Annotated in this window: 26 protein-coding genes and 1 pseudogene; 12 read left to right on the top strand and 15 right to left on the bottom strand. The window is 71.9% G+C overall.

All coding sequences use genetic code 11. The features are described from left to right. Together ACERZO_RS41560 and ACERZO_RS41555 are read left to right on the top strand one after the other, a co-directional pair. On the top strand, positions 1-1224 hold the full coding sequence (locus tag ACERZO_RS41560) for an NAD(P)/FAD-dependent oxidoreductase (protein ID WP_372671477.1): 1224 nt from the start codon (positions 1-3) through the stop codon (positions 1222-1224). 139 nt (positions 1225-1363) lie between these two features. Next, on the top strand, positions 1364-2101 hold the full coding sequence (locus tag ACERZO_RS41555) for a Clp protease N-terminal domain-containing protein (protein ID WP_372671476.1): 738 nt from the start codon (positions 1364-1366) through the stop codon (positions 2099-2101). 96 nt (positions 2102-2197) lie between these two features. Here the strand turns inward: ACERZO_RS41555 and gndA are convergent, their stop codons facing one another. Continuing rightward, complete coding sequence (gene gndA / locus ACERZO_RS41550) at positions 2198-3637, bottom strand: NADP-dependent phosphogluconate dehydrogenase (RefSeq protein WP_372671475.1); 1440 nt, start codon at positions 3635-3637, stop codon at positions 2198-2200. A gap of 85 nt (positions 3638-3722) precedes the next feature. Next, on the bottom strand, positions 3723-4643 hold the full coding sequence (locus tag ACERZO_RS41545; RefSeq protein ID WP_372671474.1) for an MBL fold metallo-hydrolase: 921 nt from the start codon (positions 4641-4643) through the stop codon (positions 3723-3725). 237 nt (positions 4644-4880) lie between these two features. Between ACERZO_RS41545 and ACERZO_RS41540 the strand changes: the two genes are divergently transcribed. From ACERZO_RS41540 to ACERZO_RS41525, 4 genes are all read left to right on the top strand, one after another. Beyond that, entirely contained in the window at positions 4881-5744 is an 864-nt protein-coding gene (locus tag ACERZO_RS41540) for a helix-turn-helix domain-containing protein (protein ID WP_329052829.1), read from the top strand. Between the two features lie 100 nt (positions 5745-5844). Further along, complete coding sequence (locus tag ACERZO_RS41535) at positions 5845-6672, top strand: SAM-dependent methyltransferase (RefSeq protein WP_372671473.1); 828 nt, start codon at positions 5845-5847, stop codon at positions 6670-6672. Further along, the gene (locus ACERZO_RS41530) at positions 6669-7517 is read left to right on the top strand and encodes an SAM-dependent methyltransferase (RefSeq protein WP_372671472.1); all 849 of its coding nucleotides are present in this window, start codon (positions 6669-6671) and stop codon (positions 7515-7517) included. The genes ACERZO_RS41535 and ACERZO_RS41530 overlap by 4 nt, the downstream gene beginning before the upstream one ends. Continuing rightward, positions 7514-8113: a class I SAM-dependent methyltransferase gene (locus tag ACERZO_RS41525; protein WP_372671471.1), complete on the top strand. Its 600-nt coding sequence runs from the start codon at positions 7514-7516 to the stop codon at positions 8111-8113. Before ACERZO_RS41530 ends, ACERZO_RS41525 begins: the two co-directional genes overlap by 4 nt. Before the next feature lie 371 nt (positions 8114-8484). Here ACERZO_RS41525 and ACERZO_RS41520 read toward each other — a convergent pair whose 3' ends face one another. Then, on the bottom strand, positions 8485-8739 hold the full coding sequence (locus tag ACERZO_RS41520) for a hypothetical protein (RefSeq protein ID WP_372671470.1): 255 nt from the start codon (positions 8737-8739) through the stop codon (positions 8485-8487). A 432-nt stretch (positions 8740-9171) separates the two neighbouring features. Between ACERZO_RS41520 and ACERZO_RS41515 the strand changes: the two genes are divergently transcribed. Continuing rightward, positions 9172-9426, top strand: a complete 255-nt coding sequence (locus tag ACERZO_RS41515) for a DUF397 domain-containing protein (RefSeq protein ID WP_364461084.1) — start codon at positions 9172-9174, stop codon at positions 9424-9426. A 134-nt stretch (positions 9427-9560) separates the two neighbouring features. On the opposite strand, the gene ACERZO_RS41510 is transcribed toward ACERZO_RS41515, so the two are convergent. The 5 genes from ACERZO_RS41510 to ACERZO_RS41490 all read right to left on the bottom strand — a co-directional run bounded on the left by ACERZO_RS41510 (position 9561) and on the right by ACERZO_RS41490 (position 13993). Continuing rightward, positions 9561-10106: a hypothetical protein gene (locus ACERZO_RS41510; RefSeq protein WP_372671469.1), complete on the bottom strand. Its 546-nt coding sequence runs from the start codon at positions 10104-10106 to the stop codon at positions 9561-9563. Then, on the bottom strand, positions 10099-11241 hold the full coding sequence (locus tag ACERZO_RS41505) for a hypothetical protein (protein WP_372671468.1): 1143 nt from the start codon (positions 11239-11241) through the stop codon (positions 10099-10101). Before ACERZO_RS41505 ends, ACERZO_RS41510 begins: the two co-directional genes overlap by 8 nt. A 14-nt stretch (positions 11242-11255) precedes the next feature. Next, positions 11256-11648 (bottom strand): FixH family protein, encoded by a 393-nt coding sequence (locus ACERZO_RS41500; RefSeq protein ID WP_372671467.1) that lies wholly within the window; start codon positions 11646-11648, stop codon positions 11256-11258. Further along, the gene (locus ACERZO_RS41495) at positions 11645-13042 is read right to left on the bottom strand and encodes a hypothetical protein (RefSeq protein WP_372671466.1); all 1398 of its coding nucleotides are present in this window, start codon (positions 13040-13042) and stop codon (positions 11645-11647) included. The genes ACERZO_RS41500 and ACERZO_RS41495 overlap by 4 nt, the downstream gene beginning before the upstream one ends. Positions 13043-13138: 96 nt before the next feature. Further along, a complete protein-coding gene (locus ACERZO_RS41490) occupies positions 13139-13993 on the bottom strand; it encodes an alpha/beta fold hydrolase (protein ID WP_372671465.1) in 855 nt (284 codons plus the stop codon). 53 nt (positions 13994-14046) lie between these two features. Between ACERZO_RS41490 and ACERZO_RS41485 the strand changes: the two genes are divergently transcribed. Beyond that, entirely contained in the window at positions 14047-14598 is a 552-nt protein-coding gene (locus ACERZO_RS41485) for a CGNR zinc finger domain-containing protein (RefSeq protein ID WP_372671464.1), read from the top strand. Between the two features lie 24 nt (positions 14599-14622). On the opposite strand, the gene ACERZO_RS41480 is transcribed toward ACERZO_RS41485, so the two are convergent. Genes ACERZO_RS41480 through ACERZO_RS41470 form a run of 3 tightly spaced genes read right to left on the bottom strand, consistent with a single transcriptional unit; the run spans position 14623 to position 17428 of the window. Further along, on the bottom strand, positions 14623-15510 hold the full coding sequence (locus tag ACERZO_RS41480) for an oxygenase MpaB family protein (RefSeq protein ID WP_372671463.1): 888 nt from the start codon (positions 15508-15510) through the stop codon (positions 14623-14625). Continuing rightward, positions 15510-16085, bottom strand: coding sequence for a TetR/AcrR family transcriptional regulator (locus ACERZO_RS41475; protein ID WP_372671462.1), 576 nt, complete (start codon positions 16083-16085; stop codon positions 15510-15512). Before ACERZO_RS41475 ends, ACERZO_RS41480 begins: the two co-directional genes overlap by 1 nt. Then, on the bottom strand, positions 16052-17428 hold the full coding sequence (locus ACERZO_RS41470) for an amidase (protein WP_372671461.1): 1377 nt from the start codon (positions 17426-17428) through the stop codon (positions 16052-16054). The genes ACERZO_RS41475 and ACERZO_RS41470 overlap by 34 nt, the downstream gene beginning before the upstream one ends. Positions 17429-17512: 84 nt before the next feature. Here ACERZO_RS41470 and ACERZO_RS41465 point away from each other — a divergent pair, with 84 nt between their 5' ends. Then, entirely contained in the window at positions 17513-18541 is a 1029-nt protein-coding gene (locus ACERZO_RS41465) for a D-cysteine desulfhydrase family protein (RefSeq protein ID WP_372671460.1), read from the top strand. An 81-nt stretch (positions 18542-18622) separates the two neighbouring features. On the opposite strand, the pseudogene ACERZO_RS41460 reads toward ACERZO_RS41465, so the two are convergent. Continuing rightward, positions 18623-19186: pseudogene (locus tag ACERZO_RS41460) on the bottom strand (DUF998 domain-containing protein); the annotation flags it as partial. Positions 19187-19221: 35 nt separating this feature from the next. After that, positions 19222-20007: a protein phosphatase 2C domain-containing protein gene (locus ACERZO_RS41455; protein WP_372671459.1), complete on the bottom strand. Its 786-nt coding sequence runs from the start codon at positions 20005-20007 to the stop codon at positions 19222-19224. Between the two features lie 94 nt (positions 20008-20101). Here ACERZO_RS41455 and ACERZO_RS41450 point away from each other — a divergent pair, with 94 nt between their 5' ends. Both ACERZO_RS41450 and ACERZO_RS41445 read left to right on the top strand, forming a co-directional pair. Beyond that, entirely contained in the window at positions 20102-20311 is a 210-nt protein-coding gene (locus ACERZO_RS41450) for a sigma factor-like helix-turn-helix DNA-binding protein (RefSeq protein WP_086675674.1), read from the top strand. Further along, positions 20311-20838: a Clp protease N-terminal domain-containing protein gene (locus tag ACERZO_RS41445; RefSeq protein ID WP_372671458.1), complete on the top strand. Its 528-nt coding sequence runs from the start codon at positions 20311-20313 to the stop codon at positions 20836-20838. Before ACERZO_RS41450 ends, ACERZO_RS41445 begins: the two co-directional genes overlap by 1 nt. Here ACERZO_RS41445 and yczE read toward each other — a convergent pair. Continuing rightward, positions 20835-21455, bottom strand: a complete 621-nt coding sequence (yczE, locus tag ACERZO_RS41440) for a membrane protein YczE (RefSeq protein ID WP_372671457.1) — start codon at positions 21453-21455, stop codon at positions 20835-20837. The genes ACERZO_RS41445 and yczE overlap by 4 nt on opposite strands. A 61-nt stretch (positions 21456-21516) precedes the next feature. On the opposite strand from yczE, the gene yczR reads away from it, so the two are divergent. Further along, complete coding sequence (gene yczR, locus ACERZO_RS41435) at positions 21517-22962, top strand: MocR-like transcription factor YczR (protein WP_372671456.1); 1446 nt, start codon at positions 21517-21519, stop codon at positions 22960-22962. Positions 22963-23458: 496 nt separating this feature from the next. Here the strand turns inward: yczR and ACERZO_RS41430 are convergent, their stop codons facing one another. Further along, positions 23459-24949 (bottom strand): hypothetical protein, encoded by a 1491-nt coding sequence (locus ACERZO_RS41430; RefSeq protein ID WP_372671455.1) that lies wholly within the window; start codon positions 24947-24949, stop codon positions 23459-23461. Positions 24950-25121: the final 172 nt, after the last annotated feature.

Here is a 25121-nt window from a genome sequence, read left to right as displayed (position 1 = left end):
ATGGGTGCAGAGAACACGGTCCTCGTCGCCGGAGCGGGGCAGAGCGGGTTCCAGGCCGTCGCGTCGCTGCGGGACCGCGGCTTCGCCGGCCGGGTCGTGCTGGTCGGGGACGAGCCGGGCGTGCCGTACCAGCGGCCGCCGCTGTCGAAGGCCTACCTCGCCGGGACCGCCGGGCTCGAGCAGCTGCACCTGCGCGGCGAGGACTTCTTCGCGGAGAAGGACATCGAGCTGGTCGCCGGGCGGGTCGCGGCGATCGACCGGCCCGCGTCGAAGGTCCGCCTCGAAGACGGCACCGAGCTGGCCTACGACCACCTGGTCCTGGCCACCGGCGCACGCAACCGGACGCTGCCCGTGCCCGGCGCGGACCTGCCGGGCGTGCTGACCCTGCGCACCCGCGACGACGCCGACCGGCTGCGCGCGTCCCTGACCGATGCCGAGAACGTCGTCGTGGTCGGCGGCGGGTTCATCGGGCTGGAGTTCGCCTCGCACGCCGGCCGCCCGGTGACGGTCGTCGAGGCCCAGGACCGGCTGCTCAACCGCGTCGCGACCCCGGAGATCTCCGCCTACTTCGCCGCGCTGCACCGCGAAGCCGGGCACACGGTCCTGCTCGGCCAGGGTGTCTCCGCGCTGCATGGCGACTCGCGAGTGCGTGAGGTCGAGCTGTCCGACGGCACCCGGCTGCCCGCCGACCTCGTCGTGGTCGCGGTCGGCGTCGTGCCGGAGACGACGCTGGCCGCCGAAGCGGGCCTCCCGGTGGACAACGGCGTTGTCGTCGACGCGCACCTGCGGACCGCGGACGAGCGGATCTTCGCGATCGGCGACTGCGCCAACTTCCCGTGCGTGCAGGCGGGCGCGTCGACCCGGCTGGAGTCCGTGCAGAACGCCGTCGACCAGGCCCGCTGCGTGGCCGCGGCGATCACCGGCGCGCCCGAGCCGTACGCGAGCCTGCCGTGGTTCTGGACCGACCAGTCGGGCGCGAAGCTGCAGATCGCCGGGATCCTGTCCGGCGCCGACAAGACGGTCGTCGCGGGCGACCGGGCCGCGGGCAAGTTCTCGGTGCTGTCCTTCCGCGACGGCGTCCTCATCGCGGTCGAGTCGGTGAACCGGCCGGCCGACCACATCGCCGCCCGGCGCCTGTTCACCGCCGACCCGCACCCGGCGTACGCGGACCTCGAAGCGAGCGCGTTCGACCTCAAGGCGCACCTGAAGTCGCGAGCGGCGTGACGCTGGGGCTCGGCGACCGGCCGGCCGCCGAAGGCATCGTCCGATGTGGACACCGGGCGGCCGGTTGTGCGCGTGCGAAGGGCAGCTAGGTCGTCAACCTGTGGTTGACGCGACGAGTGCGTCAACCTACAGTTGACGCATGACCTTACCGACCAACATCAAGCTCGACGACCTCATCAGCGCCATCAAGAGCAACAACGAAAAAGACGCCCTCGCCCAGCTCACCGACGCCGTCTACGTGGGCCAGCACCTCGGCGAGGTCGCCGACCACCTCATCGGCCACTTCGTGGACCAGGCCCGGCGGTCCGGGGCGTCCTGGACCGACATCGGCGCCAGCATGGGCGTGACGAAGCAGGCCGCGCAAAAGCGGTTCGTGCCCAAGGTCGACCCGGGCGGCGACCCGTCCGGGACGATCGAACGCGTCTACGGCCGCTACACCGACCGCGCGCGGCACGTCGTCGTCGAGGCCCAGAAGGCGGCCGTCGAGCACGCCAGCCCGGCGATCGACACCGTGCACCTCGTGCTGGGCCTGCTGACCGAGCCGGCGGCACTGGCGGCGGGGGCGATCCTGGCCCAGGGCGTCCAGCTGGACGCCGTCCGGGAAGCCGCCGAAGCGCGGCTGCCGGCGCCGGTGGACTCGGTGCCGAACGTGGTTCCGTTCACCCCCGCCGCCAAGAAGACCCTCGAACTGACCATGCGCGAAGGCCTGCGGCTCGGGCACAACTACATCGGCACCGAGCACCTGCTGCTGGCGTTGCTGGAACAGGGCGAGGGCGCCGGCTTCGAGGTGCTCGACGGCCTGGGCGTCAAGAAGGACAAGGCCGAGGCGAAGATCCTGGAGGTGCTGGCGGAAATCCTCGCCGCCCGGGGGCAGTGAGGCTCCTGGTGGCGGCCGCGCTTCTCGCGTTGCTGCTGGTGACGCTGCTCTGACCGGGCGGGACCAGGGGGTCTTCCCGGTCAGAGCAGCGGCTCGTCAGGCGTCGGACTCCGGGCGGCCGTCGGCGGCCCAGGCCGTGTGGAACGAGCCTTCGCGGTCCACGCGGCGGTACGTGTGCGCCCCGAAGAAGTCGCGCTGGCCCTGCACCAAGGCCGCCGGCAGGCGGTCGGCGCGGAGACCGTCGTAGTACGCCAGCGCCGTCGAGAAGCCCGGCGTCGGGATGCCGAGCTGGACCGCCGTCGAGATCACCGACCGCCACGAGTCCTGCGCGTCCTCGACGGCCTTGCGGAAGCCGCCCGACGTCAGCAGCGTCGGCAGCTCCGGCTCATCGGCATAGGCCGAGGTGATGTCGTTGAGGAACTTCGCGCGGATGATGCAGCCGCCGCGCCAGATCGAGGCGACCTTGCCCAGGTCGATGTCCCAGCCGTACTCGGTCGCGCCGGCCTGGATCTGGTTGAAGCCCTGCGCGTACGCGACGACCTTCGACGCGTACAGCGCCTGCTCGACGTCGTCGGCGAAGCGGTCCAGCGCCGAGCCGGTCAGCGGCGACGCCGACGGTCCGCCGAGCCCGCGGGCGGCCGCGCGCAGCGGCTTCGAGCCGGACAGCGAACGCGCGAAGACGGCTTCGGCGATGCCCGAGATCGGGACGCCCAGGTCGAGGCCGATCTGCACCGTCCAGCGGCCGGTGCCCTTCTGCTCGGCGGCGTCCTCGACGATGTCGACGAACGGCTTGCCGGTCGCCTGGTCGACGTGCGCGAGCACCTCGGCGGTGATCTCGATCAGGTAGGAGTCGAGCCGCCCGGTGTTCCACGTGCGGAACACGTCGGCGATCTCGGCGGGGGAGTAGCCGCCCGCGTGCCGCAGCAGGTCGAACGACTCCGCGATCAGCTGCATGTCGGCGTACTCGATGCCGTTGTGCACCATCTTGACGAAGTGGCCGGCGCCGTCCGCGCCGATGTGCGTGCAGCACGGCTCGCCGTCGACCTTCGCCGAGATGTCCTCGAACAGCGGGCCGAGCGACTCGTACGACTCCTTCGAGCCGCCGGGCATGATGCTCGGCCCGTGCAGCGCGCCTTCCTCGCCGCCGGAGACGCCGCTGCCGACGAAGTGCAGCCCACGCTCGCGCAGCGCCTTCTCGCGGCGGCGCGTGTCGGCGAAGTGCGCGTTGCCGGCGTCGATGATGACGTCGCCCTCTTCGAGCAGCGGCGCGAACTCCTCGATGACGGCGTCGGTCGGGCCGCCCGCCTTGACCATGATCACGACCTGCCGGGGCCGCTCCAGCGCGTCGACGAACGCCTGCGCGGAGTACGCCGGGATGAAGTCGCCCTCGTCGCCGAACTGCTCCACCAGCGCGCGGGTCCGCTCCTCGGACCGGTTGTGCAGGGCCACCGTGTGCCCGTGCCGGGCCAGGTTGCGGGCCAGGTTGCGGCCCATGACCGCCAGGCCGGTGACCCCGATGCTCGCCTTCTTGCTCATCCGAATCCTTCCGAAGTCTCTCTCGATTCAGACAGTAGTCCGATCGACGCCTCAAGGGAGGCCACGGAGGAGCAGCTCACCTAGTTCAGGAGAAGCAGCGGATCGGGCCCTTGTTGAAGGCGAGCATGTCGGTGATCGCCGCGACCAGGTCGATGTCCGCGCCCCACTCGGCGCCGTCCAGTTCGGCGTATGCGCGGTGCAGGTTCCCCGGCAGCCGCTCCTGCTCGCTCAGCGACGCGAACTCGCCGAGGTCCGTCTCCTTCGCCACCTCCAGCGGCGACAGCCCGGCGGCCTTCCCGCGTTCGGCCGTCCGCTGGACGAACGCGAGGTATTCGTCCACTTTGTCCACGACGTCCAGCCCGCAGGGACCACCGTGACCGGGCAGGATCACTTCCGGCTGGAGTTCGCGGATGACGTCGAGGCCCTGGCGCCAGCCGGCCACCGAGCCCATCAGCGCGAACGGGCTGCCGCCGTGGAACACCAGGTCACCCGCGTAGAGCACGCGCTGCTCGGGCAGCCAGACCAGGACGTCGTTGGTCGTGTGGGCCGCGTGGCCGGGGTGGATCAGCTCGAGGGTGACGTCGCCGGCGTGCACGGTCAGCCGGTCGTCGAACACGACCTCCGGCGGCCGCGACCGCAGTTCGCCCCAGTCGCTGCCGACGAAGATGCCCTCGAACTTCTGGATGCCCTCGGCGACCATCAGCTCGCGGGTCTTGCGGTGGCCGATGACCGTCGCGCCCCCGACCAGGTAGTTGCCGTTGGTGTGGTCGCCGTGGTGGTGGGTGTTCACCAGTGTCGTCACCGGGCTGCCGGTGGCGGCCCCGGCCGCGGCGAGCAGCGCCCGCGTGCGGCGCTCGGTCGAGCAGGTGTCGATGAGGACGGTGTGGTCGCCGGCGTCGACGACACCGCAGTTGTTGATGTACCAGGAGCCGTCCGGCTGGACGTAGCCGTGGACCCGGTCGGCCAGCCGGGTGACGGCGGCGGCGGAGGGCGAGCGATCGGTCACGGCGCCCACTATGCCCCAGCGCGGGCTCCGCCGGTTGGCCGAATAATTCGGAATTTCGCTGGTCCAGGCGAGTGATAGCGCAGGTGACTGGCATTCCGCGGCGTTTCCTGGAACGCTGCGCGATGTCATCATCGAGATCCGCAAGGTGAAGCACTAACCTGGGTGGGTTCGATAGTTCGCGCGCGACGGCGACCGGGAGGCCGCCGTCGCTTGGTAGTGGTCCGGGAGAGCAGGGCGATGGCCAGCACCGTCACCTCGCGCCGGAAGCAGCTCGGGAACGAGCTCCGGCATGCCCGCACCGCGGCGCGGATGACACAGCAGCAGGTCGCCGAGGTCCTCGGCTGCACCCAGGGCAAGGTCAACAAGATCGAGTCCGGTGCCGTCGGGGTCAAACTCGGGGATGTGCGATCCATGCTGAACGCGTTCGGGATCAACGGCGAAGAGGCCGACACGCTGATGAACCTGGCGCGGGCCGCCGCCGGGCAGCGCGGCCACTGGTCCGGCTACCGCTCGGTGGTGCCGCACTGGTTCCGCACCTTCACCGACCTGGAGCCCGCGGCCGCGGAGATCCTCACCTGGCACGGCGAGCGCATCCCGGGCCCGCTGCAGTCCGAGCACTACATGCTCAAGCAGTTCACCGAGGCCGGCGCGACGGACGTGACGTCGCTGGTGCGCAACCGGCTCGACCGCAAGGCCGTGTTCGAGCAGCAGCAGCCGCCCTACTACCGGTTCATCATCAGCGAGGGCGCGCTGCGCCGGGCCCCCGGCGGGTACGCGCCCGCGGTGATGCTCGACCAGGTCGAGCACCTGCTCTCGCTCGAGAAGCACCCGCGCGTCTACGTGCACGTGCTGCCGTTCGGCGCGCGGCTGGCCGCGGTGCCCAACGACTTCACGATCATGCGCTTCCCGGACCGCACCCGGGACTTCGTCTACATCGAGCACTCCGCCGGCGGGCTGTACCTCGACGACGTCAAGGACTTCAACATCTTCGTCGACTCGTGGGACCGGCTGCGTGGAGCCGCGCTGGAGCGGCAGGAGACCCGGCAGTTCCTCAAGGAGCTCGCGGAGGGTTACCGCGGCCAGATGCAGCAGCTCCAATAGGGCGAACGGCCGCCTGAGGTATCCCGGCCGGTGAACAACTTTCGGTAGAGTCGGTCTGTTGCGCTCGAATCCACCGGAAGTTTCGCCCGAAGGGGACATCGTGGACCCCGACTTCCTCCCCGACGCCGTCGACCTCGACCGGCCGAACGTGGCGAGGATCTACGACTGGGCGCTCGGCGGCACCGCGAACTGGGCGGTCGACCGGCAGTACGGCGAGCTGGCCGTGAAAGCGTTTCCGCTGGCGAAGACCCTGGCGCGGGGCAACCGCGACTTCCTCGGCCGGGCCGTGCGCTACTGCCTGGCCGAAGGCATCACGCAGTTCCTCGACCTCGGCTCCGGCATCCCGACCGCCGGCAACGTCCACGAGGTGGCCGACGAGTACGCCGACGACAGCCGCTGCGTCTACGTCGACAACGAGCCGGTGGCCGTCGCGCACGGCCGGATCCTGCTCGACGAGGAAGGCGACCCGGAACGCCACGCCGTCCTGCACGCCGACCTGCGCGACGCCGAGGAGGTCTGGGACGCCGCGCTGGCCACCGGCGTGCTCGACCCGGACCGGCCGATCTGCCTGCTCAGCGTGGCCGTGCTGCACTTCCTGCCGGACGTCACCGGCGTCCGCGAAGCCATCCGTGACTACCGGACGCTGCTGGCGCCGGGGGCGGCGTACGTCCTCTCGCACGCGACCGAGTCCGGCGTCGAAGGCGACGAACTGGAGCAGATCCGCAAGCTCGTGAAGCTGTCCGAGCGGTCGAGTTCGCCCGCGGTGTCGCGGACGCTCGACGAGATCGCCGCGTTCTTCGGTAACTTCGAGGTGGTCGAGCCGGGAATCGTGCCTGTGGGAGAGTGGCGTCCCGAGCCCGGCGCCGCCACGGTCCCCCTCGCGAGCGTGGTCGGCGGTGTCGGCCGCAAGCCTGGAGGATGGACATGACCACGCAGGATCCCGAGGCCCCCGAAGGCGTCGACCTCGAGCGGCCCAACGCGGCCCGCATCTACGACTGGTTCCTCGGCGGCAACGCCAACTGGGCCATCGACCGGCAGTTCGGCGAGCAGGCGGTCAAGACGTTCCCGATGATCAAGACCGTGGCCCGGGTCGGCCGCGACTTCCTCGGCCGCGGCGTCCGGTACCTGGCCCGCAACGGCATCGACCAGTTCCTCGACCTCGGGTCGGGCGTGCCGACGGTCGGGAACGTACACGAGGTCGCGGCGGCGGTGAACCCGAACGCGCGCTGCGTGTACGTCGACAACGAGCCGGTCGCGGTGGCGCACTCGCAGATCCTGCTGGAGAAGGAGGGCGTGGCCGACCGGCACGCGGTGCTGCAGGGCGACCTGCGCGACCCGGCCGACATCTGGAAGCGCGCGCTCGACACCGGCGTCCTCGACCCGAACCGCCCGATCGGCCTGATCATCGTCGGCGTCCTGTACTTCCTCGGCGAGGACGAGCCGGTGGCCCAGACCATCCAGAAGTACCTGTCGCTGCTGCCGTCCGGCTCGTACTTCCTGTCCTCGCACCTCACGAGCGACGGCCTCGAGAACATGGCCGACTCGGAGAGCCGCGAGTCGATCATGGCGCAGTACAACAAGTCGAGCACACCGCTGCACCTGCGCAGCCGCGCGGAGTTCACGACGTTCTTCGACGGCTTGGAGCTCGTCGAGCCGGGCATCGTGTACCTGCCGGAGTGGCACCCGGAGGAGATGGAGTCCCGGGCGACGAAGAAGCTCGCGAACGACCCGGCGTTCGTCGGCCACATCTGCGGCCTCGGCCGCAAACCGTGACGGCTGCCTACGACGCGGTCGCGGTCCAGTACGCCGAGTTCGTCCGCGACATCTGGGACTCCGACGCGCTGGACCGTGCGGCTTGGGTGGCGTTCGCCGACCACGTCCGCGGCCGGGGACCGGTCGCGGACCTCGGGTGCGGCCCGGGCCACCTGACGGCGCACTTGAGTTCCCTGGGGGTCGACGCGTTCGGCATCGACGTGTCCCCGGCGATGGTTTCCCTGGCGCGCGCGGCTCATCCTTCACTGCGCTTCGACGTCGGCTCGATGGCGGCCTTGGACGTGCCCGACGCGTCGCTGGCGGGGATCCTGACGTGGTACTCGGTGATCCACACGCCGCCGGCGGAGGTGCCAAGGTACTTCGCCGAATTCACCCGGACGTTGGCGCCCGGTGGTCACGTTCTGTTGGGGTGCTTCGAGGCGGGAGTGGTTTCGGAGTTCGACCACAAGGTGACCACGGCGTACGTGTGGCCGCTGGATTCGCTGGCGTCGATGGCTGCCGAGGCGGGGTTGGCCGAGGTGGGCCGGATGTACCGGGAGCACGTCGAGGGGGAGCGGCCATACCGTCAGGGGCGGTTGTTCCTGCGGAAACCGTAGCCCAGGGCCGGTTCCGGAGGTCTTGAATGACTCATTCAGGACCTCCGACGACCTGAATGAGTCATTCAAGACGCCGGCCCCTCGCCGACCTCCGGCAGACTGACCCGGCCGCGCACCTCTACCGAGCCGGCTTCCTGCGGAAACCGTAGCCCAGCAACGGTTCCGGAGGTCTTGAATGACTCATTCAGGACCTCCGACGACCTGAATGAGTCATTCAAGACGCCGGCCCCTCGCCGATCTCCGGCAGACTGACCCGGCCGCGCACCTCTACCGAGCCCGCTTCCTGCGGAAACCGTAGCCCCGCAACGGCAAGAGCCCCGGTCCCAACGGGGAACCGGGGCTCTGCTGTGGTGGTGCGGCAGTTCAGGCTTTCAAACCCGCGACCCGATCCGGCCGCGCAGCAGCGGGGTCAGGTCGATCGCGGTCTCCAGCGGGCGCGTGGTCCGGACCCCGTCCGAGTGGCGCTGCAGCGGGAGGTCCTGGTCCGTTGCCCAGGTCGTCGTCTTGCGCAGTGGTGCCTGGATCAAGCTGAAACCGAAGCGGTTCCGCAGCTCGTTGCCGATCCCCCGGCGGCCACGGTGCACTTCTTCCTCGCGGCGGAAGAGCGAGTTCAGCCGGACGGCCATCGTCTACACCCCCAGCTCTGGTCGCGGTGGCAGCACCGGGGAAAGCGCTTCCCGGCGCAGGTTTCGGACCAGCTCGTTCGTGCCACGGTGGGCGCCCGGTCGGCGGGCGTGGCCCACGCTCGGTGGCGCGCTGTCCTCGACGATCACGCTGATCCTCCCCCATGAGGTCCTGCGGTGGTGGTTTTGTCGTTCGTCAGCCAGTGGCCTGCGGTCGGGGACCGCCCGTCGCATGCAGGCAGTCATTCACCGACGCCAGCGCCCCGGCCGATGCGATTAATCCTACTCCTGGAATAATCTTCATGTCGAGGCCGGACCTAGTTGATCACCCGCTTGGCCGTGCGGCGTACTCCATTGAGACACTGAGTAGCCGGACGCGGGCACGTTCGACCAGGTCGCGACCGCGCCCCCCATCGATCCTCGGAGGTACGACCCATGGCGGATTATCCGTCGTTCGCGGATTACGATCCGAACACGGCCGTGTCCCTGTTCGAAGAGGCTGCCTGGGAAAAGTCGTTCGCCAGCGAGCCCAACGGCGGCAGCTGCGTCGAGGTCAACCTCGGCCGGGAAGGCCTGATCGGCGTCCGCGACACCAAGCTCGCCACCAGCCCCGTGTTCGTGTTCGACACCGCCGAGTGGGAAGCGTTCCTGGTCGCCGTGAAGGCCGGGCAGTTCGACCTGCCCGCCTGAGTCATCCCCTGCGCGGGTGATCATGATCACCCGCCCGTGTCCAGAAATCGCGAAGGCCCCCTTTCCCGTTCTCACGGTGAAGGAGGCCTTCGCGACAGCCCGGATACGCCTGAGTGCTCGATGTGAGCGGAATCTCACCCGATTGCCGGAAGTTCACCTCCGCGCAGCCGGGTCCGCGTCCGGCGCCAGGCCACCACGACCAGCACCACGAGCCCGATCAACGGCAGCGTGCTGATCGCCCAGCTCAAGCCCATCGGCGGCCCCGGCTGCTCGAGCACCGGCAGCGCCTTCAGGTCGCCGGTGCCGGGCCCCGCCGGGCCGTTGACGGTGAAGCGGAACGTCCATTCGCCCGGCCGCGGCATCGACCGGACGTCCAGGCCCCAGACGTCGCGCTTGCGCGGGTGCCGGACCAGCGGCTGCTTCCGGTTCTGGCCGCCCTCGGGGTTGATCATCGTGAGCGTGCCGGACTTGTCCTCGATCCCGCCGTCGGGGATGAAGGTGAAGTCCAGTGACTGCATGGCTTTCAGCGGCCAGGTGCTGAACCCGATCGTCAGCCCGTACGGCCCGGCCTGCACGTGCTCGGTGTGCACGATGTTGACCGGCTCGTAGGCGTTCGCCGGTGCCGCGGTCGCGAACAGCAAGCCGACGACGGCTGCCAGAGCCAGAAGTGTTTTACGCATCAGCGGTTTCCCCCTTCTTCGCGGGCGCCAGCAGGCAGAGCATCCCGCCGAACCGCCACCCGGCGAACCCGCCGAGCAGCCCGAACAGGCCGGCCAGGACGGCCGTCGTCGTCAGGTACCAGGCCGGCGGCAGGTGCGCGCCGGTGTAGAGCAGGGTGCGCTGGACCGGCAGGCTCAGCCCGATCAGCAGCCCGGCGATCCCGCCGACGACCACGGAGACGCGCCCCGCGCGCCACCCCCGGCGCCGCCCGGCGAGGTAGCCCAGCTCCATCAGCGCGGCCACCGGCAGCAGCGCCAGCGGTGTCAGCGACGGCATCTCCGGCACGCCGGAAATCGCGTCCCGCAGCGGCAGGTCGACCAGATCCGCGTACGCCTTCGCCGCCCACGGCGAGAACCACCAGAAGACGCCCTGCACGGCCAGGACGAGCGCCGCGGTCCCCGCCGCGCCCCCGGGACGGCGCAGGAACCCGGCGCCGACGGTGACCAGCAGCACCGCCATCATCGAGCAGCCGATCGAGACGGCGTCGGCGTAGTCGTCCGGCACCTGCTGCAGCCCGAGCGCGAGCACCGGCCCGAACGTGAGCAGCACGGTCAGCGACGCCAGCGTCCCGATCCGGCCCCAGCGGTGCTCCCGCGCCGCGGCGAACACCGCGGTCGTGCCGATGAGCGACACCGTGATCGACAGCAGCAGCCCGATGTGCGGCGGCGAGTCGATGACCGCGTCGAAGCCGTAGAGCCCGTGCCACCACTGGTCCCACAGGCCGTACAGCAGGAACGTCGCCGCGCCCACGCCCGAAACCAGGTAGCCCAGCGGCGCCGCGAACGTCCTGCCGAACACGTTGACCACGCGCCCGCCGACCCGCGGGTCGACCGGCCGGCCCGCGCGCCGCGCCGCCGTCGTCAGCAGCACGACGGCGAGGCTCGCCAGCCCGACGACCGCGCTGCCCGCGTACAGGAACAGGTGCGGCAGCGTGAAGAACGTGTCCGGCCCGACGTCGCTGTGCCACTGGATGTCCCAGGTCAGCCCGACCAGTGACAGCAGCGACCCGCCGAGCACGACGTTCGCCGGCAGCAACCCCGTTCGCGCCTGTTTCGCCACCGGCGTGGTGCGCACGCCGGATGCGGTGAGATCCATTCCCCCGAACCTTTCTACTTGACGAGCAACGGAAAAACGACTTGGGCGGACCCGCCGGGACCGCGCAGCGACACGGTGATCTCCCACTGCCCGGACATCGGCAGCCCGACGCCGGTGGCCCGGAAGTGCCCCGGCCCGTCCGGTGCCGCGGGGACCGCCGGGAACGCGTGCCCCATCTGCGCCATGACCGGCGCGACCGTGACGGCGTCGGGCGCGGGCCCGGTGACGGCCACCGCTAACGTGTTGGCGCCGATGCGGGGCTCGTCCGCGGAGAACTGCACCGTGTACGGGCCGGAAACCGCTTGCTGCGTCGAGGCTTTCGCGCCGCCGCTCGGCCAGAGCAGCCAGGTGGCGCCGGCCGCGACGAGCAGCACGACCACCGCGATCAGCACCGTCGGGCGCTTCACCGGCCGGCTCCGGTCGCCGGGACGTCCACCACGGCGGGGATCGTCAGCACGCGGTAGCCGCGCTCGGCCTGCAGCCAGATCCGGTACCGGCCGGGCGCGGCGAAGGTGTAGGTGAAGCTGACGTCCGGGCCGTAGGCGGCGACGGTTTCGTCGGGGCGGTCGAGCTGGCCCGCGACCGGCGGGATCATCGCGTGGACGTGTGCCCACGTCGGCGCCTTCGCGGCGCTTTCCCCGACGGGACCGGTGATCGGACCGGCGATGATCAGGTGGCCGAGCATCCCCAGCCACGGCTGGAGGTCCTGGGTCTTGAAGTGCGCGGTGACGGTGGTCGGCGTGCCGGGCGTGACCGTGAGGTCGACCGGGGTGCCGTCGACGGTCCGCGGTCCGGCGCCGGGCGGTTCCGGCGCGGGCGCGGCGGTTCCGGCGAGGTCCACAGTGGACCGGACGAGCTGGACCCCGCCGCCGCGCCGCACGAGTTCGGCGGCGACCGCGTACGTGCCGGCTTCCGGTTCTGCAACGCGGACGCGGTAGTCGCCGGGGCCGACGCGCACCGGGTGCAGGTGGCTCATCCGCCCCGACGGCGAGACCAGGACCAGGTGCACGAGTGCGTTGTCGTGGATCAGCAGGTCGTCGACCGGGCGGCCGGTGGCGCCGTCGGTGAGAATCAGCTTGAGCCCACCGGGTTCCGCCTGCGCCACGAGGTTCACCGGCGGCCGCGAGTAGTCCACTGTGGACAGCTGCGCGTTCGCGTACGGGTCGGTGACGTTGTCGAACGTCGGGTCGAGCTGGCTGCCGGGCGCGGGCGGCGGGGGAGTGCTCGCCGACAGCAGCGCGCCGGTGACCGCGACGGCGATCGCGGCGACCGCGCCACCGGCCGGGACCAGCGCGAACGCCGTCCGCCTCGCCTTGAGGCCGACGATCAACGCCAGCAGCAGGAACACGCCCGCCGCGACGAAGCCGCCGTACGTCGCCTTCTCCCACGGCGGGACGACCCGGGCGGGCACGATGAACGGGATCGTCGCGGCCGGGCCGGTGCCGTCGCTCAGCGACAGTTCCCACGGTCCCGGTTTGTCGACTTGGAGATTTCCCGCGTACACGCCCGGTTCGGCACCGAGCACGACGTCGGTGCGCGCGCTCGGGACGCCGTCGGCGGCGACGGCCAGGTGCAGCGTCCCGGCTGGCGAGCCCTGGTGCGTCACGACGTCGACCCGCAGCGGCGACGGCGTGACGTCGACCCGGCGGATGATCACGGTCAGTTCGCGCGCGCCGAGCGTCTGCGCGACTTGGACGTCGGTGCCGGACGGTGCGCCGTCGGCGTGCGCGGTCCCGCCGCCCACCGCGATCCCCAGCGCGGCCAGCAGCATCAGCAAGAGCACTCTTGGTTTGGTCCCCATCGTGGGTCCGAACCTAGCGACGGCCGCGGGTGGCGGGCGTCACGGCGGGGAGGGAACTCCGGTCCCCAGCGCGGGGGACCGGAGCCCCCGGGGGTCTCAGGGGCCGAGGAACTTCCGCAGGTGGGCGACGACTTCGGCCGGCTGTTCTTCGGGCAGGAAGTGGCCGCACTCGGCGATCGCCTCACCGGTGGCACTGGTTGCGTACTCCCGCCAGATCTCGAGCGTCGGCAGGGTGCCGAGCAGGCCGTTCGCGCCCCAGAGCGCGAGAAGTGGCTGGGTGACGCGCTTTCCGGCCTCGAAGTCGGCGTCGTCGAGTTCGGCGTCGTCGGGGAAGGAGGCGCGGTAGTCGTCGAAGCCGGCGCGCAGGGCGCCGGGCTGGGAGAAGGCGCGGACGTACTCGGCTTGGGCTTCGGCGTCGAGGGCGTGGCGCTGGTAGGTCCAGCGTTCGAAGAAGTAGCCGAGGTAGGCGGCGATGTTCTGGCCGGCGAGCAGCTCCGGCAGGTCGGGCTGGAGGTGGAAGAGCCAGTGCCAGTAGGCCTTCGCGACGCCGGTGTCGAGGCGCTGCCACATCGCGCGGGTCGGGGCGATGTCGAGGACGGCGAGGCGGTCGACCTGGTCGGGGCGGTCGAGGGCCCAGCGGTGCGCGACGCGGCCCCCGCGGTCGTGCCCGACGACGGCTGTTTTCGTGAACCCGAGGTGCTCGGCGAGCGCGGCGACGTCGGCGGCCATCGTGCGCTTGTCGTAGCCGGTCTTGGGTTTGTCGGTGCGGCCGTAGCCGCGCAGGTCGGGGGCGATGACGGTGTGCGTCTCGGCGAGCGGCGCCAGGACGCGGTGCCAGCAGTGCGAGGTCTGCGGCCAGCCGTGGAGGAGGAACAGCGGCGGCCCGTCGCCGGCCCGCTGGTAGTGCATCCGGAGTCCGTTGACCGTGGCCGTGCTTTCTAACCGGTTCATGGGGTTAGACGGTAGCCGACGTTCTAACTGTCGGCAACGGTTAGAATGGTGAGATGGAGTGGGCTTTCGACGGCGGACGGCCGTGCCTCGACCTGGTCAACACGCTGCGCGCGCGGTACGCGGACGGCGTGGAGCTGCTGACGGGACCGGACGCGCTCGCGGAGTGGCTCTCGCTGGCGGGGTTCACGACGGGCCCGGTGCCGGTGACGGCCGGCAACGTGCTGGCGGCGAAGGCGCTGCGCGAGGCGATCGACCGGGTCCTGCTGCCGCCCGAGGTGCCGGACAAGATGGACATCGAGCTGGTGAACAACGCGGCGGCCTCGGCCCCGGCGCCACCGCCGAGGCTGGTGCTGGTGGACGGCCGGCTGCGCCGTGAAGTCCCGGCCCCGAAGGACCCGGTGGCCACGGCATTCGCGGCATTGGCGGCGGACGCGATCGACTTGGCGACGAGCGACGCGGAAGTGCGCGTGTGCGCGGCGGACGATTGCGGGATCCGGTTCTGTGACGCGTCTCCGCGGCGGAACCGGCAGTGGTGCTCGATGTCGCGGTGTGGGAACCGGGCCAAGGCCCGCGCCCACTACGCCCGGCTCAGCGGTCGTGAGTGAGAAACAGTGTTCTGACCCTGTTTCTCACTCACGACCCCCTTGCGCCGTTGAGCCGGGACCGTTGCCGCCCACCAGGCGTTCGTAGACCTTCGGGTGGGCGCGGAGCCACACGTTCAGCTTGCCGATCCAGCGCATGTGCGCCGTCCGCAAGCCCACCGGGATCGGGGTGGCCAGGATCCGCACCAGCCGAGCGAACCGAAGAAACCGGCGCTGGTCGCGAGCGGTCCACTGTAGACCCAACCGCTCCCCAAGCAACGGCGGCAAAGTGGCCCGGATCAAGAACATCTGCCCACGAGCCTGCAGGTCCCGTACCGGCCGCCACCACGAATCGCGCAGCCAGGGCACCGGCTTCCGGACCGTCCGGATCGTCTCGAAGAGCTGCTCGATCGTCGCGTTCGTCGCGAAACCGGCCACCATCGAGTCGTAGTAGCGCGTGAACCCCGCCCAGTCCGGAGGCAGGTCCCGCGCCCGCACCCCGAGCATCCGCCCGACGTCGCACATCTGCGCGTAGTACTCCTCAAGCTCCGAAGAGGACAGTGGCTGCCCGAAGAACCGTTGCACGTCAACCGGAACCATCACCAGCGTCGCGTGCACCCACGCGTAAGCCAACGGATCCAGTGCGCTGTAGCGGCGTCCATCCGAGACGCCGGTGAAAGCCCGGTGTAACGACCGCAATCGGGCCGCCTCGAAACGCGCGCCGGCCGCGCCGCCGTAAACGTAAATCGACAGCGATGCTCCCGTCCGCATCAACCGCGTCCACGGGTCCGCCGTGTAGTCCGAATGGTCCCGGACCCCCGCCCCGACGACCGGGTGCGCCACCTGCAGCACCAGCACCTGGCCCGCCAGCAGCACGTCGCGGAAGTCGCCGAAGTACTTCCACGCCGCCGTGCCGCGGACGATCGGCCGGGCCATCAAGCCCCGCGGAGCAGCATCATCAGGGGCTCGGCCACCGGGGTGTCCGTCTCGCCCGTCGCCAGGCGCCGCAGCTGCAGCCCCGCGATCAGCGCGACCACCGGGCCCGCCAGCCGGCCCGGGTCCGGGACGCCGAGGGCCGACAGGATCGTCACGGCCAGCTCGTCGTACGCCGCGAAGCACCGCGAAGACGCTTCGTGCAGTTCAGGATCCCGGGCGGACTGCAAGTACAGCTCGTGCGCGCCCAGCTCGTCGGCGCCGAAGGGCAGCTGCGCGATCACGTGCTCCACCACCGACGCCGCCTGCTCGACGCTCAACCCCTCCGAGCGGTAGCCGTCGACGATCGCGCCGAGCTTCGCCGTCTCCTCCTCGACGAACAGCAGCATCGCTTCGCGCAGCAGCGCCGTCTGGCTGGGGAAGTGGTAGGTCAACGTGCCGAGCGAGACGCCGGCCGCGGCGACGATCCGGCGGTTCGTCAGCCCGCCGACACCGTGCTCGCCGACGACGGTCAGCGCGCCGCGCAGGATGGCGTCCCGGGTGCTTACCAGCTTGTCTCGGGATGCCGCTCCGGCCACCGTTCGACCTCTTCCAGTTGCGCGGCGAGCGAAACCAGCCGCTCCTCGGCGTGCGACGGGCCGAGCAGCTGGGCCCCGAGCGGGAGCCCGCCGGCCGTGAGCCCGGCCGGGACGTTGACCCCCGGCCAGCCCAGCACGTTCCACGGCCAAGCGTACGGGCAGGCGGCGATCATGGCCTGGTCGGTCTCCCAGCCGGACAGCCCGTCGAACGTGCCGATCGGCGGCGGCGGGGTCGCGGTCGTCGGGGTCAGCAGGACGTCGACGCGGCCGAACACCGAGCCGATCCGCCGGTGCAGTCCCGGCTCGAGCGCGCGGGCGAGCCGCAGCGCGGGGCCGGCGAGGAGGCGGCCGTGGCCGGCGTTGCTGCGCGTGCGCGGGTCGAGCCCGGCGCGGTCGGGTACTCGCAGCGTCCAGTCGCGGACGCCGGTGAGCGAGCGCGGCAGGAACGTCAGGCCGATCAGCCCGTAGTCCGGCTCGACCTCGATGATCTCGTGGCCCAGCCCGGCGAGCGACTCGGCGAGCCGCCGCACGTTCGCTTCGACGACCGGGTCGAGCCGGGTCTTGGTGGCGGTGAAGGGAATCCGCGTCGACAGCCCGATCCGCAGCCGGCCCGGTTCGCGCGCCGCGGCGGTCCGGAACGTGGTGCCGGTGTCCGCGACGACGTCCAGCAGCAGGGCGGCGTCCTCGACGGTGCGGGCGAGCGGGCCGAGCACGGTCAGGCCGTGGAACAGCTCGCTTTCGGTCGGGACCCGGCCGCGCTGGGTCTTGATGCCGACGAGCCCGGTCCACGCGGCCGGGATGCGCACCGAGCCGGCGCCGTCGGAACCGAGCGCGGCCGCGATGGCCCCCGACGCCACCGCGGCCGCGCTCCCTCCCGAAGAACCCCCGGGGGTGTGGCCGGGGTGCCACGGGTTGCGCGTCACGCCGAAGGCCGGGCCCTCGGTGAACGGCCACTGGCCCAGCTCGGGGGTGTTCGTCTTGCCGATGATGATCGCGCCGGCCGCGCGCAGCAGCGCGACGGCGGGCGCGTCGGTGGTCGCGAACGGGAACTCGCCGGCGCAGCCGAACGACGTGGGCAGGCCGGTGAGGTCGACGTCGTCCTTGATCGCGACCGGCACGCCGAGCAGCGGCTTGCGGTCGCCGGCCCGCAGCCGCTCGTCCGCCTCGGCCGCTTCGGCGAGGGCCGCGTCGTCACGCAGGTGCTTGAAGGCGTTGAGCGTGAGCTGGCTCGCGTGCGCGCGCCCGAGCGCGGTCGCGGTGAGCTCGGCGGAGGTGACTTCGCCCGCGGCGAGCTGCGCGGCCTGGGCGGCGAGGCCCGTGAAGTCGAGGCTCGTAGCGGTCATGGTGGCCCCCGAGGTTCTCGTTCGTTCGAACGAACGTTACCGGATACCGCTGGTCTTCGGCCACCCCTGCGGCAGACTGGGCCCATGACCTTCGACTTCGCCGGATTCCCCGACGCCGCGCTCGCCTCGATCCCGCGTGTCGACCTCGGTGGCTGGCCGACCCCGCTGCACGAGGCGCCGCGGCTCGGCGAAGCCCTCGGCCTGCGGAACCTCTGGCTCAAGCGCGACGACGTCCACCCGCTCGGCGCCGGCGGCAACAAGCTCCGCAAGCTCGAATACCACCTGGGCGCGGCCCAGGCGGCCGGCGCCGACACCGTCATCACGTTCGGCGCGCTCCAGACCAACCACGGCCGCCAGACCGCCGCCGCGTGCGCGAAGCTCGGCCTGCGCTGCGAACTCGTCCTCACCGCGAAGGTCCCGCGCGACGGCGAAGCCTACGAACGTGGCGGAAACCTCCCGCTCGATCGGCTCTTCGGCGCGACCGTCCACATCTGCGCGGACGGCGAAGAGACCGGCCGCACCTACGACCGCCTGATCGCCGAAGCCACCGCCGAGAGCCGGAACGTCTTCACCGTCCCGGTCGGCGGCTCCAACGACCTCGGTGCCCTCGGTTACGTCCGCGCCACCTACGAACTCGCGAAGCAGCTCGAAGAACGTGGCGTCGAGCGCGCCCACCTCGTCGTCCCGCACGCCAGCGGCGGCACCGCGGCCGGGGTCGTGCTGGCCACGGCGCTCCTCAAGAACCTCGGCGTCGGCATCGCCTGCGTCAGCCACCCGCTCGACGAGGCCACCGAGAACCTGCACGACCTCGTCGCGGGCGCGGCCAAGCTCCTCGGCGTCGACCCGCCGGCGCTCGACCACGCGAAGCTGGGCGACTCCACGCTCGGCCCCGGCTACGGCATCCCGACCGACGCTGTCTGGGACGCGCTACGGCTTTTCGGCCGCACCGAGGGCGTCGTGCTCGATCCCGTTTACACCGGGAAGGTGGCCGCCGCGCTGGTCGAATGGGCCGGCCACTTCGCCCCGGACGACCACGTGGTGTTCCTGCACACCGGCGGCATGCCCGGCCTGTACGGCTACGCGCCCGAATTCGCGGCGGCCGTCGAAGGCTGACTCCAGCCGGGTCGCGACCCGCAGCAGCGTGAGCAGCAGGACGACGTCGGCGAGCAGCAGCAGCCGCTGCATGACGCCGATCGGGAACGCGTCGGAGATCGCGCGGAACGGCCCGACTTCGGCCTCGGCCAGCCGCACGAACACGAAGCTGAGCGCGAACAGCCCGAAGGCGCCGGCGCTCAGCCGGAGCGCCTTCACGACGGCAGCGCGTTCAGGGCGGCCCCGCAGCGACTCCAGCAGGGAGATCGCGGCGCCGGGCAGGCTGAGGAACGCGACCAGGCACGCGTAGAGGTGGATCTCGCCGCTCACCGGGTCCGGCGCCTCCGGGTAGCTCGCCGGGAACACCGCGGCCGCGGCCATCCCGAGCGACCACAACGCCAGCAGCAGCCGGGTCGTGCGCGACAGCGGCACCCCCGCCGCGTGCAGCGCGCCGAGCACCGCGAGCGAGCCGATGGCCAGCGACAACACGCTCGCGGCGAGCATGCCGTCGCCCCGGTCGGTCACCGTGTAGCTCGACAGCGTGTCGTACACCGGGTCGCGTGAGCTGATGATGTGCAGCACCACGGCCGTGAACAGCCCCCAGCCGATCGCGCCCAGCGCCACCAGCCGCCACGGTCTCGTGCGCTTCCCCTGTTCCGTCCCCATGCTCTCCAGGTTCTCGGAGAACGGGACGGTCGTGATCAGGGAAGACCCTGAATTCCCCCGGATGCGAAGTCGATCAGCACCAGGGCCTGGTCGTCGTGGCGCTTCGGCCGCGGCCAGCGCTCGCCGTCGGGGTCCTGCTTTTCGGCGGTCCGGACGGCGTCGAGCACGGCGTCCGGCCCGTCGGCGCGCGTGATCGCGAGGACTTCGCGCCAGTCGAAGAGTTCGTACTGGTCGACACCGATGGAGACGCCGTCGCTGGCGAGCAGGACGGCGTCGACGGCTCTTCGCGGCCAGCTGCGGCGCACGGCGTGCGCGGCGGCGCCCGGGTCCGCTTCGGCGACCCAGAAGCCGTCGTGGGCGTTGCGCCGCCGCCGGACGTCGGCGCCGGTCTGGAGCATGCCGCGCCGGCGCAGCCGCGCGAGCCGGTCGTCCGAGACGACGTCGACGCCGAAGCCGCCGAAGCCGACGACCGGGCTGTCGGCGAGCACGAGCGCGTCGACTTGGTCGCCGAGCCACCGCACGGCGGCGACGGTGCTGGACGGCGATCGCTGGGGGCGCAATGCGTTCTCGTCGCTCACGGCGGCGATCGCGCTGGTCAGGGTGTCGGTCAGGTCGGCTTCGGGGGCCGCGCGGAGGTCGTCGGCGAGGCGCTGGGCCAGGCGTTCGGCGTACCAGCCGCCCGGGGGTTGCGAGGGGTCGGACGAGGTGGCGCCGTCGAGCACCAGGACCGCGTTGTCCAGCACGACGACGTGGTCTTCGGTCGGGCGGGGGTGGCCGTCGGCGCCCACCCCGGCCCGCTCGGCGATCACGATCTCGGGCATCACCCGACTGTACGTCGAGCCTCGGCGACCTTCGCGCTGACGCGACTGTCAACTCAGGTTGACAAGCCAGTGATGTCAACGTAGGTTGACAGGCATGACGGAAGCGACGGACCTGGCCGCCCGGGCCGGCGACCGCGATCCCCGGGTGGGATTGCGTGCGGTCGCCGCGCTCCGGCGGCTGGTGGAACAACTGGAGGCCGTTCAGGTCCGCAGTGCGCGGATCGACGGCTGGTCGTGGCAGGAGATCGCCGCCGAGCTGGGGGTCAGCCGGCAGGCCGTGCACAAGAAGTACGGGAGGCACTGATGTTCGAGCGGTTCACGGCGGACGCGCGGCTCGCGGTCGTCGAAGCGCAGATGACGGCGAGGCAGTCCGGCTCGGTGGAAGTCGGGCCGGTGGACCTGCTGGCCGGGTTGCTCAAGACCGGGGTCCCGCTGCTCACCGAGCTGGGCGTCGCCACCGACGACCTGGCCGCGGAGCTGGCGCGGACGAGACGGCGGGGCGGGGTCAGCGACGCCGACGCCGAGGCGCTCACGGAGTTCGGCATCGACGTCGAGCAGATCGTCGAAAGCGTCGAGCGGACCCACGGCGAGGGCGCGCTCGCCGGCCGGCTGGGCCCGGCCAAGCGCGGGCACGTCCCGTTCACGTCCCAGTCGAAGAAGACCCTGGAGCTGAGCCTCAAGGAGGCCGTCCGGCTGGGCGACAAGCACCTCGGGCAGGAGCACATCCTGCTCGCGCTGGCCCAGCAGCGCGGCACCGACGACGTCCTCGCCCGGCGCGGCGCCGACTACCAGACGCTGCGCCGAGCCGTCCAGCAGCGGAAAGCGGGCTAGCTCTCGCGCCAGGTCGTCAGGGGGAGCAGTGCCTGGGTGAGCGGGCCGATGGCCAGCGCGTAGAGCACGGTGCCGACGCCGACGGTCCCGCCGAGCAGGAACCCGGCGGCGACCACGGTCACCTCGATGCCGGTGCGCACCAGCCGGACCGACCAGCCGGTGCGCCCGGCGAGCCCGGTCATCAGGCCGTCGCGGGGACCCGGGCCCAGCCGGGCGCCGACGTAGGTGGCGGTCGCGACGCCGTTGAGCGCGACGCCGCCGGCCAGCAGCGCGATCTGCCACACCAGGTCGTGCTGGTCCGGGAGGAACGCCCGGACGACGTCGACCATCACCGAGATGACCACGACGTTCGCGATGGTGCCGATCCCGGGCCGCTGGCGCAGCGGGATCCACAGCAGCAGCACGACCACCGAGACCAGGCCGGTGACCGTGCCGAACGTCAGGCCGGTGTGCTTCATGACGCCCTCGGCCAGCACGCTCCACGGCTCGAGGCCGAGGCCGGCGCGGGTGACGAGGGCGACGCTGGTGCCGTAGAGGGCGAGGCCGCCGAGCAACTGGGCGCTGCGGCGGACGGGGTCGCGGGAGATCCGGACGGGCCGGAGGTCGATCTGAGCCACACTGGCACTATCCGTCAGAAGTGGCCTTGTAAACCATAGCCAATTCCAGGATATTGGCCTTATGGAAGCCGCAGTCCCACTGGGTGGACGCATCTCCGGGCCGCGATTGGCCGTCATGCTGGGCTCCTGGCGGCAGGGTTCCCGGCAGGGCGCGGCCGACCTCGCCGCGGCCATCGAGCTGCAGGTGCTGGACGGCCAGCTCCCGCTCGGCACCCGGCTGCCCGCCGAGCGCGAGCTGGCCGACGCGCTCGGCGTCAGCCGGACGCTGATCGGCGCCGCGCTGGACCGGTTGCGGGAGAGCGGGTTCGTCGCGAGCCGCCGCGGCGCGGGTTCGTGGATCGCCGCGCCCGGACGCCGTCGGCGCGGCCCGCTCGCCCCGGTCGGCGACGGCTCGATCGACTTCACCCACGCGTCCTCGCCCGCCATCCCGGGCACGGCCGCGGCGGTCGACGCGGCCCGCGTCCGGCTCGCCGACCACCTCGGCGACCACGGCTACCAGGAACGCGGCCTGCTCGGCCTGCGCGAGAAGATCGCCCGGCGCTACACCGAACGCGGGCTGCCGACGACGCCCGCGCAGGTCATGGTCACCAACGGCGCGCACCACGCGTTCGTCCTGGTCCTGCGGATGCTCGCCGGCCCCGGCGACCGCGTGCTGGTCGAGCAGCCGACGTACCCGAACGCCCTGGAGGCGATCCGGGCCGCGCACGCGATCCCGGTGCCGGTGGCGCTCGACCCGAGCGGGGAGCGCGGCTGGGACATCGCGGGCGTCGACGCGGGCCTGCGCCAGGCGTCCCCGCGGTTCGCCTACCTCGTCGTCGACTTCCAGAACCCGACCGGCCTGCGCCTGGACGCCGAAGGCCGCGCCCGCCTCGGCACCGTGCTGGCCCGCGCGCGGACGCCGGTCGTGGTCGACGAGACGCTCGTCGAACTGGACCTGGAAGGCGACCCCCTGGCCGGGCCGCCGCCGCTGGCCGCGTTCGCCGGCGACCTGGCGATCTGCGTCGGCTCGGCGTCGAAGACGCACTGGGGCGGGCTGCGGCTCGGCTGGATCCGGGCGTCGGAGGACCTGCTCGGCCGCCTGGTTTCGGCGCGCTACGCGGTCGACCTGGGCTCGCCGGTGTTCGAGCAGATCGTGCTCGGCGAGCTGCTGGACGACGACGCCGCGCTGGGCCGCCGTCGCGAAGAACTGCGCGGCTACCGCGACGCGCTGGCCGGCGCGGTCCACCGGTACCTGCCGGACTGGACGTTCACGCTGCCCAAGGGCGGCCTGTCGCTGTGGTGCCGCATGCCGGAGCCGGTGAGCTCGCGGCTGGCGGTGGCGGCGGCGAGCCACGGCGTCCAGGTGGCGCCGGGCTCGCGCTTCGGCGTCCACGGCGGGCTGGAGCGCTGGATCCGGCTGCCGTTCTCGCTGCCGCCGGACCGGATCGAGGAAGCGGTCCGGCGGCTGAGCGCGGCGGAGGCGTCGGTCCGTGGCACGCCGGCTTCGCTGGACGCGCCGATCGCTTAAAACGAACCGGTGCGCTGGATGCGAGCCTGCTCCCAGGGATGGGCGGCGTTCGTGAGCATCCAGCGCACCGGTTCGTTGTTTCACACTCCCACGTCCGGGCGTGACCCCATCGGTGGGTGCCGCGGCTTCCCGGCACAGCCCCTCGACGTGCCGGGAAGCCGGCGGCTCAGACGTGCTCTTCGCGAGATGAGTCGCCGCTCGGCGCGGTGAGTGACGACTCCCGGAGCACGCCCGGTGTGGGTCCCGGCGCCACGGGGGCAGCGCGGCGCCGGGACCGGGATCCGACGCGGCCGGGCGCGGTCGGCCGGTCGGAAAGACTGTGGTTTCGCATGGCTTTCAGCCCCTGGGGTACGTCGGACGCGCAGGCGCGTCACGAGACGTGAAAGAGTCACGAATTTCGTACTGGAGCAGGGGGAACGTCACGCCGGTAAGGCGTTCGGAAGCGTCCTGATGATCTTGTTTTGGACGCAGTTGTCCCCGGCTGCCCGGTTCGGGGTCAGTCGGGGGAGGTGGTGGGCAGAGCGGCTTCCCTGCCGGCGCCGTCGACCTCGTGGTCGCGGCTGGTGCCGATGAGCTTGAGCTGGGTGGTGGTGACGTCGTCGGTGTGGACGGCGAACGCGTGGCGGGCGCCGCCCTGGCCGTCGTGCCCGGGCGCCGCGGTCGGGGCCGGCGCGCTGGGGGCGCTGGTGCCGCCCGGCAGGCCCGGGGTGCTGTCGCCGCCGCCGTTGCGCGCGTGGACACCGGAGTCGCGCGGCTGCTCGTGCTTGGCGGGCAGCGTGTTCTGGCGCTCGACGAGGTGCACGACGGCGATGCGGGACGGCTGCTGCGTCGTCGCCGTGGTTTCGGCGGGCAGGGTCTCGACAACGGTGGTGGTGGCGGGCTGGGTGGCGGTGTCGGTGGCGACGCCGGGCACGGTGACCGTGACGCCGCCGGAGTTCGAGCTGCCGCCGAGGATCGGGTTCAGGACGTCGTCGAGGGGGAGCAGGACGGGCGCGTCCGGGTTGTTCGCGGGCGGCTGGGTGAGTGGCGCGAGGACGGTGTGGGACAGCGTGTTCGTCAGCGTGCTGACGGTGTCCAGCGTGCCGGACACGGTGGTGGTGACCGTGTCGAGCGTGCCGCCGACCACGTTGACGACGCCGCCGACGAGCCCGCCGAGCAGGCCGTTGTCGGACGAGGACGTGGTCTTCGCGGCCGGTTCGGTCACCGACTGGACGGTGCCGACGAGGCCGTTCAGCAGGCCGCCGCTGGTCTTCGTGGCCGCCGGTTCCGTCGCCGGCTCTTCGGCCGGCTGGGTGTCCTTCGTGGACGTTGTCGGGGTGGCCGCGGGCTCGTCGGTCTTCGCGGTCTCGGTCGTGTCGGTCTTCGCCGTGTCGGCCGGCTGTTGTGCGCAGTCGGCGGTGTCGCGGTGGTTCTTGCGGTGGTGGCCGTGCAGCAGGCCGCCGTGCTCCACAGTGGACGCGGCGGCGTGCGGGCAAGGGGCGGTTTCGGCGGCGGTGGCGGTGCTGCCGGAGAGTGCGCCGGTGAGCAGCCAGCCGGCGAGGGTCAGGCCCCCGGCGACGAGGATCTTGGCGGCGGGCCGCTGCAGCGCGGCCGCCCACGGCCGCGGCGCGCGCCCGCGCGCGCGGAGGGACTTCCGGACGGGGAAGGAGCTGGCGGCGCGGTGGCTCTGAACTGCGAAAACCAGGTTCGCTTCGGGGCGCGCTTCGCCCGCGGTGAGCGGGCCGGCTTGGCGCACCTCGCCCGCGGTGAGCGGGCTGGCTTGGCGCACCTCGCCCGCGGTGAGCGGGCTGGCTTGGCGCGCTTCGCCCGCGGTTCGCGGGCTGGCTTGGCGCACTTCGCCCGCGGGGAGCGGGCTGGCTTGGCGCACTTCGCCCGCGGTGAGCGGGCCGGCTTGGCGCACTTCGCCCGCGGCGAGCGGGCCGGCCTGGTGCACTTCACCCGCGGTGAGCGCGGGAGCGCTGCGGCGCGCGTTCGCCTTGCTGCTCACCGCCACCACCACCGTCCGCGCCTGTGGCTCCAACGCTTCGCGCTCGAGTCCGTTCTTGCTGGGGTCTTTCTCCGGCCAGGTCGCAGTTCCCCCGGGGCTGCACTCTTTCTAGCACCGCTCGGGAGTCTTTCATCTCTCCCGCGTTCGATCCAGCCCACAAGGCGGAACGGCC

Origin of the sequence: Amycolatopsis kentuckyensis (assembly GCF_041679295.1) — a bacterium.
GTDB lineage: Bacteria > Actinomycetota > Actinomycetes > Mycobacteriales > Pseudonocardiaceae > Amycolatopsis > Amycolatopsis kentuckyensis_A.
The sequence above is the reverse complement of the archived record's forward strand: the minus strand, read 5'-3'. Positions and strand labels throughout refer to the sequence as shown.